17 protein-coding genes are annotated in these 17,243 nt (G+C 70.2%); all 17 read right to left on the bottom strand.

Features of this window, described 5'->3' with window-relative positions:
• Positions 1-8: 8 nt before the first annotated feature.
• The 17 genes from C8E99_RS01725 to rbfA all read right to left on the bottom strand — a co-directional run bounded on the left by C8E99_RS01725 (position 9) and on the right by rbfA (position 17,208).
• The gene (locus C8E99_RS01725) at positions 9-1,127 is read right to left on the bottom strand and encodes an XdhC family protein (RefSeq protein WP_115930832.1); all 1,119 of its coding nucleotides are present in this window, start codon (positions 1,125-1,127) and stop codon (positions 9-11) included.
• Positions 1,114-1,884, bottom strand: coding sequence for a nucleotidyltransferase family protein (locus tag C8E99_RS01720; protein WP_245952022.1), 771 nt, complete (start codon positions 1,882-1,884; stop codon positions 1,114-1,116). Before C8E99_RS01720 ends, C8E99_RS01725 begins: the two co-directional genes overlap by 14 nt.
• Positions 1,885-1,937: 53 nt before the next feature.
• Entirely contained in the window at positions 1,938-4,025 is a 2,088-nt protein-coding gene (locus C8E99_RS01715) for a xanthine dehydrogenase family protein molybdopterin-binding subunit (protein WP_115930830.1), read from the bottom strand.
• Positions 4,022-5,050 (bottom strand): FAD binding domain-containing protein, encoded by a 1,029-nt coding sequence (locus tag C8E99_RS01710; RefSeq protein WP_115930829.1) that lies wholly within the window; start codon positions 5,048-5,050, stop codon positions 4,022-4,024. The genes C8E99_RS01715 and C8E99_RS01710 overlap by 4 nt, the downstream gene beginning before the upstream one ends.
• Positions 5,047-5,550 carry a 2Fe-2S iron-sulfur cluster-binding protein gene (locus tag C8E99_RS01705; RefSeq protein ID WP_115933137.1) on the bottom strand — a complete coding sequence of 168 codons (504 nt, stop codon included), beginning with the start codon at positions 5,548-5,550 and terminating at the stop codon, positions 5,047-5,049. The genes C8E99_RS01710 and C8E99_RS01705 overlap by 4 nt, the downstream gene beginning before the upstream one ends.
• 211 nt (positions 5,551-5,761) lie before the next feature.
• On the bottom strand, positions 5,762-6,211 hold the full coding sequence (locus C8E99_RS01700) for a hypothetical protein (RefSeq protein WP_115930828.1): 450 nt from the start codon (positions 6,209-6,211) through the stop codon (positions 5,762-5,764).
• A gap of 16 nt (positions 6,212-6,227) precedes the next feature.
• Positions 6,228-7,031: a 4-hydroxy-tetrahydrodipicolinate reductase gene (dapB, locus tag C8E99_RS01695; protein ID WP_115930827.1), complete on the bottom strand. Its 804-nt coding sequence runs from the start codon at positions 7,029-7,031 to the stop codon at positions 6,228-6,230.
• A 70-nt stretch (positions 7,032-7,101) separates the two neighbouring features.
• On the bottom strand, positions 7,102-8,613 hold the full coding sequence (locus C8E99_RS01690) for an alanine/glycine:cation symporter family protein (protein ID WP_115930825.1): 1,512 nt from the start codon (positions 8,611-8,613) through the stop codon (positions 7,102-7,104).
• A gap of 156 nt (positions 8,614-8,769) precedes the next feature.
• A complete protein-coding gene (locus tag C8E99_RS01685) occupies positions 8,770-10,107 on the bottom strand; it encodes a M16 family metallopeptidase (RefSeq protein ID WP_115930824.1) in 1,338 nt (445 codons plus the stop codon).
• Between the two features lie 129 nt (positions 10,108-10,236).
• Positions 10,237-12,504 (bottom strand): polyribonucleotide nucleotidyltransferase, encoded by a 2,268-nt coding sequence (locus C8E99_RS01680; protein ID WP_115930822.1) that lies wholly within the window; start codon positions 12,502-12,504, stop codon positions 10,237-10,239.
• A gap of 261 nt (positions 12,505-12,765) precedes the next feature.
• Positions 12,766-13,035, bottom strand: coding sequence for a 30S ribosomal protein S15 (rpsO, locus tag C8E99_RS01675; protein ID WP_115930821.1), 270 nt, complete (start codon positions 13,033-13,035; stop codon positions 12,766-12,768).
• Positions 13,036-13,134: 99 nt separating this feature from the next.
• On the bottom strand, positions 13,135-13,923 hold the full coding sequence (locus C8E99_RS01670) for a class I SAM-dependent methyltransferase (RefSeq protein ID WP_115930820.1): 789 nt from the start codon (positions 13,921-13,923) through the stop codon (positions 13,135-13,137).
• Between the two features lie 19 nt (positions 13,924-13,942).
• The gene (locus C8E99_RS01665) at positions 13,943-14,908 is read right to left on the bottom strand and encodes a bifunctional riboflavin kinase/FAD synthetase (protein WP_115930818.1); all 966 of its coding nucleotides are present in this window, start codon (positions 14,906-14,908) and stop codon (positions 13,943-13,945) included.
• A gap of 42 nt (positions 14,909-14,950) precedes the next feature.
• Positions 14,951-15,322: a hypothetical protein gene (locus C8E99_RS01660; protein WP_115933136.1), complete on the bottom strand. Its 372-nt coding sequence runs from the start codon at positions 15,320-15,322 to the stop codon at positions 14,951-14,953.
• 61 nt (positions 15,323-15,383) lie between these two features.
• Complete coding sequence (locus C8E99_RS01655) at positions 15,384-15,746, bottom strand: hypothetical protein (protein ID WP_115933135.1); 363 nt, start codon at positions 15,744-15,746, stop codon at positions 15,384-15,386.
• 5 nt (positions 15,747-15,751) lie between these two features.
• Positions 15,752-16,726, bottom strand: a complete 975-nt coding sequence (truB, locus tag C8E99_RS01650; protein ID WP_211309079.1) for a tRNA pseudouridine(55) synthase TruB — start codon at positions 16,724-16,726, stop codon at positions 15,752-15,754.
• Between the two features lie 32 nt (positions 16,727-16,758).
• Entirely contained in the window at positions 16,759-17,208 is a 450-nt protein-coding gene (gene rbfA / locus C8E99_RS01645; RefSeq protein WP_115930817.1) for a 30S ribosome-binding factor RbfA, read from the bottom strand.
• Between the last annotated feature and the right edge of the window lie 35 nt (positions 17,209-17,243).

The raw sequence follows: 17,243 nt of genomic DNA, 5'->3' as shown, positions 1-17,243 counted from the left end.
CACAGGATTCACCGCTGACGGTGCAGGGGGCCGCGAGCCTGGTTCAGGGGCAGGTTCGTCCCGGACCTCCGGGCCGAGATGATCTCGGCCATCATGGACACCGCGGTCTCCTGCGGGGTTCCGGCCCCCAGGTCCAGGCCCAAGGGCGCATGCAGCCGCGCCAGTTCGTCCTCGCTCAGCCCCAGGTCCCGCAGCCGCTTCACCCGTTCCCGGCTGGTGCGCCGCGATCCCATGGCCCCGACGAAGGCGGCCGGCGAGCGCAGGGCTTTCGCCACCAGTGGGTCGTCGAACTTCGGGTCATGCGTCAGCGCGCACAGGACCGTGCGGTGATCGATGTGAAGCTCGTCCAGGTACTCGTGGGGCCAGCGCACGACGACCTCATCCGCTTCGGGGAACCGCTCCCGGGTGGCGAACGCCGCCCGGGCGTCGCAGACGGTCACCCGGTAGCCCACGTCGGTAGCCAGCCGGGCCAGGGACGCGGCGAACGCGTTCGAGCCGAAGACCACGAGGTGCGCCGGCGAGGTGAAGCTGCGGACGGCATAGTCGGAGGGCGGGCCGCCGGCGGGGCTCGGGACGGTCACGACGCCGGAGCGAGACTCCCGCAGCAGGGCGGCGGCCTCGTGGAGGCGCAGGTCGGGCTCCCTACTGCGTTCCGTTCCAGACTCCGTTGCTGATGCCGTTGCTGATGCCGTCACGGTCACGAGACCGCGCCACCCCGCGTCCGGTCCCGGCAGCGCCGTGACGGTGGCGACTGGTTCACCGGAGCGCACGGCCTCGGTGAGGACGCGGAAGAAGTCCAGGTCCGCCGGGGCGACGCGTTCGAGGAAGACCCGGAGCGAGCCGCCACAGGTCAACCCGATATCGAGCGCCGCACCGTCACTGTAGCCGTAGTCCCGGACCAGCGCCCGGCCAGTGCTCGCCACCTCCTGGGCGTGGACGTGGACGTCCGCCTCGATGCATCCCCCAGACAGGCTGCCGATGACCGTGCCGTCGTCCAGGACGGCCATCTGCGTCCCCGCCGGTCTCGGCGCACTCGAGGAGGTGGAGATCACCGTGGCCAGCACGAAGCCGGCGTCACCGTCGAGGACCGGGGCCATTTCCTGCCAGAGGTCGTCACGCTCGGACATCGGCCTCCGTTCCCCGGCTGAGCCCGTCGAGATCCTGCGGGGTGTCCACGTCGCGGCCCGTGGCCAGGTGCCCCACGTCCACGACGTCCACCACGTCCGGGTGGCTGCGCAGCCAGATCCGTCCGGCCGCGTCCCCCGTTGCCAAGGCGGCCGCCTCCAGGGCCCAGGCCCGGGGGAAGACCAATGGATGACTGCGGACCAGCCGCCCCTGCGCATCCGGGTACCCGGCGGCGATCACCCGCGGGCCGATGGCTTGGGCGGTGGTGGCCTCGGCGGCAGCTGCGGTGGCGGCGGTGGTGGAGGTGGTGGTGGAAGTGCCAGTGGCAGCGGCCAGCAGGCGGCGCACCACGTCCTCGCCGACGTCGGGCTGGTCCACCAGGGCCACCGCGATCGAGCCGGCCGAGGGGCCGGAGGGGGCGAGCAGCCGATCGGCGGCCTCGATCCCGAGCCGGAAGGACGAGCCCATGCCCGATTCCCAGTCCGGATTCACCACGGTCCGCACGCACCGGCCCTCGGAGGTCCCCGCCAGCGCTCCGTCCAGAACCCTACGAACCTCCTCGTCCGAGGCTCCGACGATCACCACCACCGCGTCACAGCCGCCGCGCAGCAGGGCACGCGCCATCCGGACCACCTGCGGCGTCCCGTCCACGGACAGCAGGGCCTTGGGCCCCCGGCCCAGGCGGCGGCCCGCTCCGGCGGCCAGCAGCACGCCCACCACCGGTGCGCCGCCTGGGAACGGCCCTGCCGGCAATCGCACTGGCGTGCCACTCTCCGCGACGGGCCCGGGTCTCACCGGAGGACGCGTGGGGCTCACAGGAAGGCGTCGGAGGTCGCGGGCAGGCTCCGGACCCGGACCCCGGTGGCGTGGTAGGCGGCGTTGACCACGGCGGCCGCAGTCCCGACGATGCCGATCTCACCGATCCCCCGTGAGCCCATGGGGGTGGCCCGCTCGTCCACGTCGTCGAGCCACTCGACGTGCAGGTCACCGATGTCCGCGTGCGAGGCCACGTGGTAGGACGCCAGGTCCTGGGTCACGAAGTGGCCGAAGCGGGGGTCCCGCACCGACTCCTCGAAGAGGGCGGCGGAGAGCCCCATGACCAGCCCGCCCAGGAACTGCGAGCGCGCGGTGGTCGGGTTGATCACCCGGCCCACCGAGTAGACGCCGAGCATCCGCGGAACCCGCACCTCCCCGGTCCAGCGGTGCACCCTCGCCTCGGTGAACACGGCGCCGAAGGAGTGCATCGCCAGATGCTCCGTGTCGGGGTAGGAATCGGCGGTGGAGGTGGTCTGCACTCCGGGGTCCGGGTGCTCCCCGTGGTCGGCCCGGAACTGCTGTGCGGCCTGGATGATGGCGGTGCCCCAGGACCCGGTGCCGGAGGAGCCGCCGGCCACGGTGGCGAACGGCAGGTCCGTGTCGCCGATCGCCAGGTCGATCTGAGCCACGCCCACCCCGAGGGCGTCGGCGGCGATCTGCAGCAGCGCGGTCCGGGCGCCCGTGCCGATGTCCACGGCACCGATGGCGACGGCATAGCGCCCCCGTTCCAGGGCCGTGACCCGCGCGGCGTTGCCCGGGAAGAAGTTGGCGGGATAGGTGGCGGAGGCGACGCCGGTCCCCACCCACCAGTCCCCGTCCAGGGTGGCACGGGGTGCAGGGGGCCGATCCGCCCATCCGAACAGCTCCGCGCCGCGGTACAGGCAGTCGACCAGGCGCCGGTTGCTGAACGGGTTGCCACTCCCCGGGTCCACCTCGGGCTCGTTCCGCACGCGGAGCTCGACCGGATCGACGCCGGCGGCCACGGCCAGCTCGTCCATCGCCACCTCCAGGGCGTGCATCCCCGGCATCTCCCCGGGCGCCCGCATCCAGGACGGGACGGGGACGTCGAGCGAGGCCACCCGGTGGCTCGTGCGCCGGTGCTCCCCCGCGTACATCATCCGGGCCGGGACGGCGGCGTGCTCCACGAACTCCTTGATGGCCGAGGTCTGGACCGTGACGGCATGCTCCAGCGCGATGATCCGGCCGTCCGGCTCCGCCCCGATACGCAGGTCGGAGACGGTCTGGGTCCTGTACCCGGTCAGGGGGAACATCTGCTGCCGGGTCACGGCCAGCTTCACCGGCCGCCCCTCCGCCCACATCGCGGCCAGAGCCACGGCCACCTCCGGGCCGTGGGGCGGACCCTTGCTGCCGAAGCCGCCGCCGACGTACGGTGCCCGCACCCGCATCCGTTCGGGCTCGATGCCCAGCATCGGGGCCAGGGTCGCAGCCACCCGGTGGACCCCCTGGGTGGAGTCCCACATCGTCAGCGTCCCGCCGCGCCACAGTGCCGTGGCGGCATGCGGTTCCAGGGGATTGTTGTGCTCATGCGGGGTGGTGTAGGTGTGCTCGATCCGGACCGGTGCCGCCGCCAGCGCCGCGTCCACATCGCCCTGCTCGGTGTCGGTCTCGGACCCCACGCTGGACGGATCGGGCCGGTAGGTCTCGGCGCCCTCCAGGGTGGCCGAGAACGGCTCAGCCTGTTCGTGCACCCGGACCAGCCGGGCCCCCTCCCGCGCGGACTCGGGTGTCTCGGCGAGCACCAGGGCCACGATCTGGCCACGGAACCCGATCCTGTCGTCCTGCAGCACGGCCAGTTCGCGGTCCTCGGTGGACGCGAGTCGCGGTGCCGTGGTGTGGTCCAGGACGGTCACCACGCCGGGGTGGTCCAGGGCATCGCTCGCGTCCACGCGCAGCACCCTCCCCCGGGCAGTCCTCGAGGTCACCATCCAGCCGTGCAGGGGTGCCCGGTCCAGCTCGGCGTCGTTCTCCATGGCGTAGGTCGAACGGCCGGTGACCTTCTCCCGGCCGTCGACCCGCTCCATCGCGGTGCCCATGGCCACGGCCCGCACGGGGTTCGCGGTCATCGTGCCCCCTCCTGCTCCGAGGTTCCGTCCGACTTCCCGTCCAGACCGCCGAGGAGTCGGGACAGTGCCTCCGTGGTGGCGCCCCGCAGCAGCGGCCGCTTGTACGCGGTGTGCGGGCCGAAGGCCGCCTCCCGCAGCTCCTTCTCCACGGCCGCGGCGATCGCGGGCTCGTCCGGCCGGCGTCCCCGCAGCGTTGCCTCGGCCCGGGCGGCCCGCCACGGTTTGTGGGCGACCCCGCCCCAGGCGAGCGCGATGTCCGCGACCGCGCCGTCGTCGTCGAGGGTCACGGCGGCGGCGACCGAGACGAGGGCGAAGGCGTAGGAGGCCCGATCCCGGGTCTTGACGTAGGTCGAGCGCCGGGCCAGCGGCGTGGCCGGGAGCTCGACCGCGGTGATCAGCTCACCGTGGGACAGCGTGGTCTCGATCTCGGGGTGGTGCCCTGGCAGGGTGTGCAGCTCCACCATCGGGACCCGCCGCTCGCCGTCGGATCCCAGGACCACGACGACGGCGTCCAGGGCGGTCAGGGCGACGGCGAGGTCCGACGGGTGGGTGGCCACGCAGGCCTCACTGGCCCCGAGCACGGCGTTGTACCGGCCGTACCCCTCGAGCGCCGAACAGCCGCTGCCCGGCTCCCGTTTGTTGCACGGGGTGGTGACGTCCTGGAAGTACACGCACCGGGTGCGTTGCAGCAGGTTGCCGCCGGTGGTCGCCTGGTTGCGGATCTGGCCGCTGGCCCCGGCCAGCAGGGCCCGACTGACGCCGGGCCAGCCGCTGCGCAGGAGCGGATATGCAGCGAGGTCGCTGTTGCGCACGTTGGTGCCGATCCGCACCCCTGCCTCGGTCTGCTCGACGGTGTCCAGCGGAAGGCGGCTGATGTCCACCAGCCGTCCGGGCGTGCTGACCCCGAGTTTGAGGTGGTCCACCAGGTTCGTTCCGCCGCCCAGGAACCGCGCCTGTGGATCCCCCCTGACGGCGCTGACCGCTTCTGCGGCGGTGGCGGGGGCTGCGTAGGTCAATGGTCTCATCGGCCCGCCGACTCTCGGATCGCCCCGAGGATGCCGGCGTAGGCGCCGCAGCGGCACAGATTGCCGCTCATGCGCTCGCGGATCTCCTCGTCGGTGAGGTCCACGTCCGCCTCGAGGTCAGCGGTCACGTGGCTGGGAGCTCCCCGGCCGGCCTCCTCGAGCATCCCGACGGCGGAGCACACCTGACCCGGCGTGCAGTAGCCACACTGGAAGCCGTCATGCGTGATGAACGCCTGCTGGACCGGGTGGAGGTCCCCCTCGTCTGCCGGTCCGGCCAGTCCCGCCGCCGTCACGATCTCGGCGCCGTCATAGGCCACGGCCAGGGCCAGGCAGGTCAGGTGGCGGCGCCCGTCCAGCAGGACCGTGCAGGAGCCGCACTGTCCGTGGTCGCAGCCCTTCTTGGGCGAGGTGTTGCCGGCGCGTTCGCGCAAGGCGTCCAGCAGGGTGGTGCGGGTGTCAACGGTCAGTTCGTGGTCGGTGCCATCGATCCGGAGGGTGATGCCCTGCTCCGGGACGTGCCCCGCGGTGTTCTCTGAGGTGTGTGGTGATTCGGTGTGTGGTGATTCGCGGTCCGGATGGTGTTCTGCGACGTGTTCCAAAGGCCCTCCCTGGCCGGCAGTCTGCGGTGCTGCTGCGCACACAGTACCGAGGGGGCGGCACGCCTGGCCACACCCGCGGCCCGGTGAGAACCCCCCGATCAGAGCCGGGTCCTCAGCTCCCGGACCGGGCGGAGTACAGCGCGATCGCGTCCCGCATGGCCTTCCGGGCCCGGGAGCGGTCCCCGGAGGCGTCGTATCCGAGGGAGAGCCGGTACCAGGAGCGCCAGTCCTGCGGGGCGGCCTCGGCCTCGGCACGGAAGGTCTCGAACTGGACATCCGCGGCGGCGCGGTCGATGCGCCCGGCGGCCGAGCGAGGCAGGTTGTCCTCGGGCAGTCCGCCTTCCGCCTCCAGGGTGCGGCCCATCTTCTCCATCGTGAGGCCGAAGCGCAGCTCGCGCCACAGGGTCCACACGCCCACGGCGACCACGCAGAGCACCGCCACGCCGAGGATCTTGGCGATGGGCTGGGGGGCCTGCAGAAAGCCCACGGCGGACACGACCGCCACCACCGCGAACAACAGCATGAGGGCGGCGATGGCCACCACTCCGATCTTGGTTCTCATCGTCTCCGGTTCCAGCTCAGTCGAGGTCCAGGTAGGCGTCCAGGCCGTAGGCCAGGCCGGGCCGGGAGGCCACGGTCCGCAGCCCCAGCAGGACACCGGGCATGTACGCCCCGCGGTCGAAGGCGTCGTGGCGGACCACCAGCTGCTCCCCCGGCCCGCCCATCAGGACCTCCTGATGGGCCTCCAACCCGCGCAGTCGCACGGCGTGTACGCGGATCCCGCCCACCAGGGCACCGCGGGCGCCGTCCGGATCATGGGTGGTCGCGTCCGGGGAGGGTCCGACGCCGGCCGCCTGGCGGGCGTCCGAGATCAATCCCGCGGTGCGCACCGCCGTGCCGGAGGGTGCATCGACCTTGTCCGGGTGGTGCATCTCGATGATCTCCACCGAGGGGAAGTGACGGGCGGCCTTCGCGGCGAAGGCGCTGGCCAGGACGGAGCCGACCGAGAAGTTCGGGGCGATCAGCACGCCGACCTCCGGGTGCGCCGCCAGCTGCCCCTCGAGCGTCTCCCGGCGCTCGGCGGACCAGCCGGAGGTCCCGACGACGGCGTGCAGACCGTGCTCGACGGCGAAGGCCACGTGGTCCGGGGAGACCTGCGGGACGGTGAGGTCCAGCAAGTGGCTCGCGCCAGCATCGAGGGCGGCCGAGACGGGGTCCCGGGAGCCGAGCTCGGCCACCAGCTCCAGATCCGCGGCTCCGCCCACGGCCGCCACGGCGTAGCGGCCCATCTTGCCGGTGGCTCCGAGGATGGCGACCCGGATCGGGGCGCCGCCGTGGTCGGCGCGGGGTTCAGGGCGGGGTTCGGTCTCGGGCGCAGTCATGACCTCGAGTTTAGGCGGCGCCGGAGGCCCCCGGTGCCGCCGCCCGCACGCGCCGTCGGTGGGGGTTCTGCTAGCCGCGGTCTCGAACAGGCTCCACCGGTGCCCGCCCGGTGTGCGTGCGGGAGGAGCCGACCACGTTTCCGGACTTCCAGTCCGCCCAGCCGGGCCGGTCCACCATGAAGGCCTCGATCTCGGCCGTGCTGGCCACCAGCTTCGGATCGTGCTTGAGGTAGTGCTTCGTCTCCCGGGCGATCAGGCCGGAGAGGATGAGCAGACCGATGAGGTTCGGCAACGCCATCAGGCCGTTCATGATGTCGGAGAAGCTCCAGACGATGGCCAGCGGCACGGTGCATCCGACGAACACCACGAGGGAGAACACCACGCGGTAGGGCATCACGAGCCGCTGACCGAAGAGACGTTCCACGTTGCGCTCACCGTAGTAGGACCAGCCGAGGATGGTGGAGAAAGCGAACATGATCAGGCCGATGGTGACGATCCAGTGGCCCCATTCGCCGGGTAGGCCACTCGAGAAGGCCTCGCCGGTCATCAGGGCCGCGGAGATCTGCTCCCCGTTCTCGTCGGTGTGGTTCCAGGTCCCGGTGGTGACGATGACGAGTCCGGTGAAGGACACCACGATGATCGTGTCGATGAAGGTCTGGGTCATGGACACCAGCCCCTGACGGACCGGGTGGGAGGTCTGGGCCGCCGCCGCCGCGATCGCCGCGGAGCCCAACCCGGATTCATTGGAGAACATGCCGCGGGCCACGCCGTACTGGATGGCGATGATGAGGATCGAGCCGGTGAAGCCGCCGACCGCGGCGGTGCCGGTGAAGGCGTCGGTGAAGATCAGGGCGAAGGCGGCAGGCACTTCGGCGATGTTGACGGCCAGGATGAAGATCGCGGCGGCCACGTAGAAGACGATCATGACCGGCACGAATGCGGACGTGACCTTGCCGATGGACTTGATGCCGCCCACCAAGACGAGGATGGTCAGGACGGTGAGGATGATGCCGGTCACCCACGGCATCACTCCGAACGACTCCTCCACATTGGCGGCAATCGAGTTGCCCTGGGTCATGTTGCCGATGCCGAAGGACGCCAGGAAGGCGAAGACGGCGAAGGACAGGGCAAGGATCTTGCCGAACGGCCCCTTGATGGCCTTCTGCAGGTAGTACTGCGGGCCCCCCGATTTCTCTCCCGCCTCATCCGTGGTGCGGAAGCGGACCCCGAGATAAGCCTCCGAGTACTTCGACGCCATCCCGAGCAGGCCGGTGACCCACATCCAGAACAGGGCGCCCGGTCCGCCGATGCCGATCGCCGTGGCCACGCCCACGATGTTCCCGGTGCCGACCGTGGCGGCCAGGGCGGTGGTCAGCGCTTGGAATTGGGAGATGTCCCCCTCGGTGTCCGGATCCCTTCGTCGGATGATGCCCAGGTTCAGGGCGGGGAGGAGCTTGTGGAACTGCAGGAAGCCCAGCCGGATGGTCAGGTAGAGGCCGGTGCCGAGCAGCAGGGGGATGAGGAAGAACGGACCCCAGACGAACGATCCGATGTTGTCCAGCACAGTTTGCAGTTGTTCCATGGCGGTGAACCGGTCCTTCTGTCCGAGGTGCGATGCCCGACCCCTCGGGCGACGGATCGGCCGGTGGGAGGCCGATCCGTCCAGAATGTTGCACACACCACAGGAGAGTCAAGCGACTCCCCGCAGGACACGCGGATGGAAACGTCCTGGAAACGCTCAGCTGCCGGAGAGTACGTCCGCCTGCACGTCCGGCCCGACCATGATCGTGGCCCGCGGGGAGGCGGCCAGTCGTTGGGCCACCGTCTGCACCTGCTCGGCCGTCACGGCGCGGAGCCGGTCCAGGGCGCCGTCCAGGTCCACGAACTCCCCTGTGACCAGTTCGGCCCGGCCCAGGCGGGACATCCGGGATCCCGTGTCCTCCAAACCAAGCACGGTGCCGCCGGAGAGCTGGCCGCGGGCGCGTTCCAGTTCCTCGTCCGTGATGCCGTGCTCGGCCAGGCGTTCCAGTTCCGAGACCATGAGCTCGGCCACGGAGCCGGCCTTCTGCGGGGAACAGCCGGCGTAGAGGCCGAAGTAACCCACGTCCGAATAGGCGGCGGAGAAGGAGTAGGTGTTGTAGGCCAGGCCGCGCTTCTCCCGGATCTCCTGGAACAAACGCGAACTCATGCCCCCGCCCAGGGTGGAGTTCATCAGTGCCAGCGCGAACCGGTCGGGGTCCAGGGAGTGGACGGAGCGCCCACCGACCAGGATCGAGGACTGCTCCACCGGCCGGGCGATCCGGTGCAGTCCCTCGGAGATCTCCGCCCCGGTGTACACGTGGCTGCGCCGTGGGGCCGGGGCGGCACCCTCCGGCAAGTCCCAGCCCGAGCGTTCCAGCGCCTCGACCACGAGCCGGCACACCTCGTCATGGTCCAGGCCACCGGCGGCGGTCACCACCAGTTCGTCCGGGCGGTACCACTGGCGGTAGTGCTCCAGCACGCGTTCGCGGGTCACGGCGTTGATGGTCTCGGCGGTGCCGCCGATGGGACGGCCCAGCTCATGACCGTCCAGCAGGGCTGCTGCCAGGGCCTCATGCGCGGTGTCGATGGGATCGTCGGCATCCATGGCCAGTTCCTCAAGGATCACCCCGCGTTCCGTTTCGAGTTCCTCAGGCTCGATCAGGGCGGAGGTGACCATGTCCGTGATGACGTCAATGGCCATGGGCAGGTCGGTGTCCAGCACCCTGGCGTGGTAGCACGTGGACTCCTTGGCCGTGGAGGCGTTGGATTCCCCGCCGACGCGATCGAACGCCGTGGCGATATCCATGGCCGACCGGGTGGGGGTGCCCTTGAAGAGCAGGTGCTCCAGGAAATGGGTGGAACCGAAACCGCCCTCGGCCTCGTCCCGTGAGCCCACCGCGATCCAGAAGCCGATGGTGACCGATCGCTGGTCCGGCATCGCCTCGGTCAGCACCCGGACGCCGCCGGGCAGCACGGAACGCCGGACCACGGAGCCGTGGCCGGCGTCCTGGATGGTTCCGGTGAAGTCGGCGGGGATCGGCAGCGTAGGACTCATGTCCTCGAAACTACCAGCGCCGCCGTGGCCGGCCTCATCGGGGCCTTAACCACCCGTGGCCCGCACCGAAGTGCGGGCCACGGGCCGGTGGAGCTGACGGGTCAGCTCCTTCAGGCGATCAGCGGGAGATCAGTTCTCCTCGGGCTCCTCGGCGCCACCCTCGGCATCCGATTCGCTGTCCTCGGACTCGCCGCCCTCGACCACGGGAGCCAGGGACAGCTTGCCGCGGTCGTCGATCTTGGTGATCTCGACCTGGATCTTCTGGCCGACCTCGACGACGTCCTCGACGTCCTCGACGCGCTTGCCCTCGTTGATCTTGCGCAGTTCGGAGATGTGCAGCAGACCGTCCTTGCCCGGGGTGAGGGACACGAACGCGCCGAAGGTGGTCAGCTTCACCACGGTGCCGAGGTAGCGCTCACCGACCTCGGGGACCTGCGGGTTGGCGATGGCGTTGACCGCGGAACGGGCGGCCTCGGCTGCCGATCCCTCGGTGGCGCCGATCAGCACGGTGCCGTCGTCCTCGATGGAGATGTCCGCACCCGTGTCGTCCTGGATCTGGTTGATCATGGCGCCCTTGGGGCCGATGACCGCACCGATCTTGTCCACCGGGATCTTGACGGCGATGATGCGCGGTGCGTACTGGCTCATCTCGTCCGGGGCATCGATCGCGGCATTCAGGACACCCAGGATGTGCAGGCGGGCCTCACGGGCCTGGGTCAGCGCGGCGGCCAGCACGGAGGCCGGGATCCCGTCGAGCTTGGTGTCCAGCTGGATCGCGGTGACGAACTCGGAGGTGCCGGCCACCTTGAAGTCCATGTCGCCGAAGGCATCCTCGGCGCCCAGGATGTCCGTCAGGGCGGCGTAGCGGGTCTGACCGTCCACGGTGTCCGAGACCAGGCCCATGGCGATTCCGGCCACGGCGGCCTTCAGGGGCACACCGGCGTTCAGCATCGACAGGGTGGAGGCGCAGACGGAGCCCATGGACGTGGAACCGTTGGAGCCCAGGGCCTCGGAGACCTGGCGGATCGCGTAGGGGAACTCCTCGCGGGACGGCAGCACCGGGACTATGGCACGCTCGGCGAGGGCACCGTGGCCGATCTCGCGGCGCTTCGGCGAGCCCACGCGGCCGGTCTCGCCAACGGAGTACGGCGGGAAGTTGTAGTGGTGCAGGTAGCGCTTGCGCGTCTCCGGGGCCAGCGAGTCGATCTGCTGTTCCATCTTCAGCATGTTCAGCGTGGTGACACCCATGATCTGGGTCTCGCCGCGCTCGAAGATGGCCGAACCGTGCACGCGCGGCAGGACCTCCACCTCGGCGGTCAGCTTGCGGATGTCCGTGAGGCCACGGCCGTCGATGCGGACCTGGTTGGTCAGGATCTGCTGGCGCACGGCCTTCTTGGTCACGGCACCGTAGGCTTTGGAGATCTCACCGCGGCGCTGCTCGAACTGGGTGCCCTCCCCGGCCAGGGCCTCGACGACCTCGGCGCGGTAGGCGTCATCGGTGTTCTGGCGCTCCAGCTTGTCGGCGATCGAGTAGATCTCCTGCAGGCGGGCACCGGCGAACTGCTCCACGGCCTCGTACGCGTCGTCCTCGTAGTCCTTGAAGATCGGCACGTCGACCGGCGCCTTGGCGGCACGCTGGGCCAGGTCGGCCTGGGCGTCGCAGAGGGCCTTGATGAAGGGCTTGGCGGCCTCGAGGCCCTCGGCCACGATCTCCTCGGTCGGAGCGGTGGCTCCCTGTTCCTTGATCAGGTTCCAGGAGTCCGGAGTTGCCTCGGCCTCGACCATCATCACGGCGATGTCGTCACCGGCCACACGGCCGGCCACGGCCATGTTGAACACGGCGTCCTTGAGCTGGGAGTGCTTCGGGAAGGCGACCCACTGGCGGTTGCCGGCGCCGTCGTCGATCAGGGCCACGCGCACGCCGCCGATCGGGCCCGAGAACGGCAGGCCGGAGAGCTGGGTGGACATCGAGGCGGCGTTGATGGCCACCGTGTCGTAGACCTCGTCCGGGGCGATCGAGGTGACGGTCACGACGACCTGGACCTCGTTGCGGATGCCCTTGGTGAACGCGGGACGCAGCGGGCGGTCGATCAGGCGGCAGGTGAGGACGGCGTCCGTGGACGGGCGGCCTTCACGGCGGAAGAACGAACCGGGGATGCGGCCGGCAGCGTACATGCGCTCCTCGACGTCCACGGTCAGCGGGAAGAAGTCGAAGCCTTCACGCGGGGACTTGCCGACGGTCGTGGCCGACAGCATCGAGGTCTCCTCGTCGATGTAGACCATGGCCGCGCCGGCGGCCTGCTGGGCCAGACGGCCGGTTTCGAAGCGCACGACGCGCTGGCCGTAAGTGCCGTTGTCGATGACGGCTTCGGCGAACTTGATTTCGGGACCCTCCATGGGTGGGTGTCCTTTCTTCGCGGCCCGCCGCGTCACCACCCGGTCTTCGATCGAAGCCTCCGGACGCTCGGACACGATGGTCGTGAGATTCCGGAAGCCACTGTCGAGGACCGCGAATGGATGGACGCTGACGGGCTTGTTGGGTGTGCTGACTGGTGTACAGCAGGGACGGTCACATCGGGTGACCCTCCCGGACCAGACTAAAGGCGGCGACCCGAAGGGGGAAACCCCACACGCGGGACGCCGCCTGAAGTCAAGAGGTCACTTACGCAGGCCGAGGCGCCCGATCAGCGAGCGGTAGCGCTCGATGTCAGTGCGCTCAAGGTACCCGAGCATACGACGACGGCGACCGACCAGGGCCATCAGGCCGCGGCGGGTGTGGTGGTCGTGCTTGTGGGACTTCAGGTGTTCCGTCAGGTCCAAGATGCGACGGGACAGCACAGCAACCTGCACTTCCGGAGAACCGGTGTCGCCCTCGTGGGTGGCGTATTCCTTCATGATGTCCTGCTTGACGGCGGGGTCGAGTGCCACGCGAACTCCTTATGAGTTGTGCCGCGATCATAAACGGTGGATCCCGCCACCGCGGACTGCAGCGGGCACCAACAACCCAGTCTAGCAGTCCGGGTGCCGTCAGCCGCGCCGCGTGCGCAGCGCGAACGTCAGGTACGGCAGTTCGATCGCCTCGTCCGGGGCGAATCCCAGGTGCTCGTGCAGGTACCACTCGAGATTGGCCGTCATCCTCGCTCGGATGGGCTCCCCCGAGCGGAGCCAATACGAACGGGACGCCATGAGCGCGTGGAGGCCGGCCGGCGTCGTGCGGTCCGTCCAGTGCACCTCGTGGTGCTCCTCTGCTCCGAAGGGCGCGCGCGTGCGCCGCTGTGGCCGGCCGGAGCCGGCCGCATGGACGTCCCCGGCATGCATGATGCGGGTGAGCCGGTGGACCCAGGGCACGGAGGTGTCCAGTTGGTTCCACACCAGGGCCAGCGTCCCGCCGGGGCGCAACAGCCGAGCGGCTTCCGCCGAGCCGGCGTCCGGGTCGATCCAGTGCCACGCCTGCGCGCTCGTGACCAGGTCGAAACCGCCGGACTCCAGTCCCGTGTGCTCCGCGGCGGCCTGCACGACGGCGGCGGAGGGCACCGCGCGCCGCAGCGGTGCCAGCATGGAGGCCGAGGGGTCCACGGCGGTGACCTCGAGCCCCCGGTCCGCCAGCAGCCGGGTGAAGAGGCCGGTGCCGGCGCCGAGGTCCACGGCGGTGCGGGCGCCGGGCGGGATCATGAAGTCGACGGTCTGTGCCGGGTAGGAGGGCCGCACCGCGTGGTAGTGCTCTCCCCCGGTGGCGAAGGCGGCCCCGAGGCTCTGGCGGGAGGCGCTGTCGAGGCGCGGGTCCCCGCCGGGCCGGTTCGGGACGGGACGTGTCACCGGGGGTATCACCCGACGGTCACGGACGGGGGTCCGCCGGGACCGCGGCCAGGACCTCGCGCGTGCGGTCGACGTCCTGGGTCATCTGCTCGACGAGCTTGGGGATGCCTTCGAACGCGACCATGCCGCGCAGCCGTTCCACGAATTCGACCGTGACGAACTGGCCGTACAGGTCGAAGTCCTCGACCTGTTCCTGCGGCCGGTCGATGACATGGGCCTCGACCACCCGGGACACGCCCTCGAAGGTCGGATTGGAGCCGATCGAGATGGCGACGGGCCAGCAGCGGTGCGCCTCGTCGAAGAGCCAGCCGGCGTAGACGCCGTCGGCGGGGATCATGCCCTGGACCTCGTCCGAGAGGTTGGCGGTGGGGAAGCCCAGCTCGCGACCCCGGGCGAAGCCGTGGACGACCTCGCCGTGCACGCGGTGGTTGCGGCCCAGCACACCGGCGGCCTCGCGGACCTGGCCCTCTCGCAGCGATTCGCGGATCCAGGTGGAGGAGCAGCGGCGGTCCTCACCGAAATCGGCCACATCGATGACGTCGAAGCCGTACGTGCGGCCGAGTTCCACCATGGTGCCGAAGTCACCGGAGTTGCGGTAGCCGAAGCGGACGTCCCGGCCCACCACCACCGCCGAGGCGTTGACGGCGTCCACGATCACGTTCTTGACGAACTCCTCGGGACTCTGATGGGCGAACTCGAGGGTGTAGTGGATGACCAGCATCGCGTCGATGCCGGCCTGCTCGATCAACCGGGCCTTCTCCTCGTAACCGGTGATGGCCTCCTGGAGGTCATTGGGCCGATGCACCACGCGGGGGTGGGGGTCGAAGGTGATGGCCACGGAGGTCGCCCCGGAACCGCGCGCGGCGGAGACGACCTGGTCGAGGACCTGGAGGTGGCCACGGTGCACCCCGTCGAAGTTTCCGATGGTGACCACGGAGGGTGCGGGATTCTCCGGTACGGCGGCTAGGCCGTCCCAATAGTGCATGCAGTCCCTCCACTCCGGATCATGACTCGATTATCCACCCCCTCAGGGGCGGCTTTCCACTTCGACGCGAGGGCGGTGTCCCAGCAGCCAGGCCAGGCCCAGGATCGGCAGGATCAGGGGGATGTACCCGTACCCGGCGCCGAAGCGGCTCCACACGGTGTCATCGGCGAACAGCTGCGGGTCCAGGAGGGTCCAGAGCCCGACCCCGACCACTCCCACCAGTTCGATGCCCACCGCCACGACCGAGACGTACCAGGCCGTGCGTCCGGAACGGGCCAGGGACAGCGTGGCGACGATGTATACGGCGGCGGCGAAGGCGGACAGCAGGTAGGCCAGCGGTGCCTGCTCGAAGTGCGTGGCGATCTGGAAGATCGACCGTGCGAAGGAGGACAGGGCGAACACGGCGTAGACCATCACCAAGATGCGGCCGAGCCCCTGGTTTCGCCGGGGCACGTTGTTCCTGTTGTTCTCGGCCTCAGCCAAACCAGATCACCTGCAGTCTGTATAACATCACGAAGATCGTCGGCCCCACGGCGGCCATCACCAGGTTGGACCAGCGGGTCTTGTCCGTGACGGCCCACACCACCGCAACCAGGGAGACCACCAGGGCCGTCAGGACATAGCCCCAGAACTCCCAGAGCTCCCCCTGGAGGGGCTCGCCTCCGGTCTGGCGGAAGATCGCCCCCACGCCGTAGACGATCAGGAAGAGTTCGACCGCGGCCACGGAGAGGATGGAGAAGTCGTCCGGGAAGGTGCGGATGAAGGTCATCACCACGCAGATCACCAGGGAGACGGCACACAAGGCGGTGCCGGCCCAGAACCAGCCGTCGGTCGCCACCTCGGTCACGTCAGCCCGCCGTCCTGGGCGGGCGCTTGGCCTGGCGCTGGGGCCGGCGCTTGGGCCGGCGCGAAGACGATCTCGGGCTTGGCGGAGAGTGCCTCCGGGCGGCCCTGGCGCGCTTGGTCGGAGATCAGGGCGACGACGGTGCCGTCCGGCGCCTGCGCGGCCAGCATCCCCTCGGTGCCGGTGGCCTCGATGCGCCGCCCGAAGGACAGCTCAGAGGCCTCCTCACCGGTCAGCCGGCGCACGGGGAACAGCCCGGCCGCGGCCGCGGAGAGCTCGGTGGAGGTGAATCGCACCGCCAGGTCCTCGAGGGTCACGGCATCGGTCACGGAGAAGGGCCCGACGGCGGTGCGCCGCAAGGCCGTCAGGTGGCCGCCGGTCTCGAGGGCCTCCCCCAGGTCCCTGGCAAGGGCACGGATATAGGTCCCGGAGGTGCAGTCCACCTCGACGTCGAGGTCCACGGTGGTGCCATCCTCGGCTCGCCGGTAATCGGTGACCTCGAAGCGGCGGACCGTGACGGGCCGGGCCTCGAGGCGCACGTCCTCGCCGGCGCGCACCCGGTGATAGGCGCGTTGCCCGTCCACCTTGATGGCGGACACGGCCGAGGGGATCTGCAGGATGTCCCCCGTGAGATCGGCCACGGCGGCGTCCACCCGTTCCGGGGTGACCGCGTTCGCGAGCCGCGTCTGCAGCACATCGCCCTCGGCGTCGTCCGTCACGGTGGAGACCCCGAGCCGGACTGTCGCCAGGTACGTCTTGTCCGTCCCCGTGATCGCCGTCAGCAGTCGGGTGGCCTTGTTGAAACCGACCACCAGCAGGCCGGTGGCCATCGGATCCAGCGTTCCAGCATGACCGACCTTGCGGGTGCCGGCCAGCCGGCGGACCTTCCCGACTACGTCATGGGAGGTCCAGCCGGCCGGCTTGTCCACGAGCACCAGGCCGGAGGCCTGGTTGCCGGGAGCGCCCTCGGGCAGCTCCCGGCCCCGGGACTGTCTGGAAGAACTGGTCAACGGGCCGCGTCCTCGTTCCCGCTGTCCTCGCCGTCCTTCTTGTACGGGTCGGGCTCACCGGCGAAGGAGGCGTTCTCCCGCAACCGGGCCAGTTCTGCGTCGCGCTCCCTGGCCTGGGCGAGCACCTCCTCGAGGTGCGCCGCGGTTTCCGGGACCTCGTCGGCCACGAAATCCAGGGTCGGCACCAGCCGGATGGTCAGCTGTCGCCCGACCTCGTGCCGGATGGCGCCCTGGTGGGCCTCGAGGACCTCCCGGGCGCCCTCGGCCGCCGTGGCGTCACCGAGCACCGTGTAGTACACGGTGGCGTGCTGGAGGTCGTTGGTCACCCGCACCTCGGTGAGGGTGATGGCCTCGGCCCGGTCGTCCTTGACCCGCTTGCGCAGGGCCTCGGCGACCAGGACCTTGATCCGTTGGGCCAACCGGGCCGCACGTGCCTGATCCACCATGGGACCGTCCTTTCTCCTTGGGAAGATCGGCCGGC

Origin of the sequence: Citricoccus muralis, from assembly GCF_003386075.1 — a bacterium.
Lineage (GTDB): Bacteria > Actinomycetota > Actinomycetes > Actinomycetales > Micrococcaceae > Citricoccus > Citricoccus muralis.
Note: the sequence above shows the minus strand (reverse complement) of the source record. Positions and strands in the feature narration are given on the sequence as shown.

Bases quoted from the DNA above. Each gene is read 5' to 3' on its own strand.
- C8E99_RS01725 (WP_115930832.1), bottom strand. From the start codon at position 1,127: ATGTCCGAGCGTGACGACCTCTGGCAGGAAATGGCCCCGGTCCTCGAC.
- C8E99_RS01715 (WP_115930830.1), bottom strand. From the start codon at position 4,025: ATGACCGCGAACCCCGTGCGGGCCGTGGCCATGGGCACCGCGATGGAG.
- C8E99_RS01710 (WP_115930829.1), bottom strand. From the start codon at position 5,050: ATGAGACCATTGACCTACGCAGCCCCCGCCACCGCCGCAGAAGCGGTC.
- C8E99_RS01700 (WP_115930828.1), bottom strand. From the start codon at position 6,211: ATGAGAACCAAGATCGGAGTGGTGGCCATCGCCGCCCTCATGCTGTTG.
- dapB (WP_115930827.1), bottom strand. From the start codon at position 7,031: ATGACTGCGCCCGAGACCGAACCCCGCCCTGAACCCCGCGCCGACCAC.
- C8E99_RS01690 (WP_115930825.1), bottom strand. From the start codon at position 8,613: ATGGAACAACTGCAAACTGTGCTGGACAACATCGGATCGTTCGTCTGG.
- C8E99_RS01685 (WP_115930824.1), bottom strand. From the start codon at position 10,107: ATGAGTCCTACGCTGCCGATCCCCGCCGACTTCACCGGAACCATCCAG.
- C8E99_RS01680 (WP_115930822.1), bottom strand. From the start codon at position 12,504: ATGGAGGGTCCCGAAATCAAGTTCGCCGAAGCCGTCATCGACAACGGC.
- C8E99_RS01665 (WP_115930818.1), bottom strand. From the start codon at position 14,908: ATGCACTATTGGGACGGCCTAGCCGCCGTACCGGAGAATCCCGCACCC.
- C8E99_RS01660 (WP_115933136.1), bottom strand. From the start codon at position 15,322: ATGGTCTACGCCGTGTTCGCCCTGTCCTCCTTCGCACGGTCGATCTTC.
- rbfA (WP_115930817.1), bottom strand. From the start codon at position 17,208: ATGGTGGATCAGGCACGTGCGGCCCGGTTGGCCCAACGGATCAAGGTC.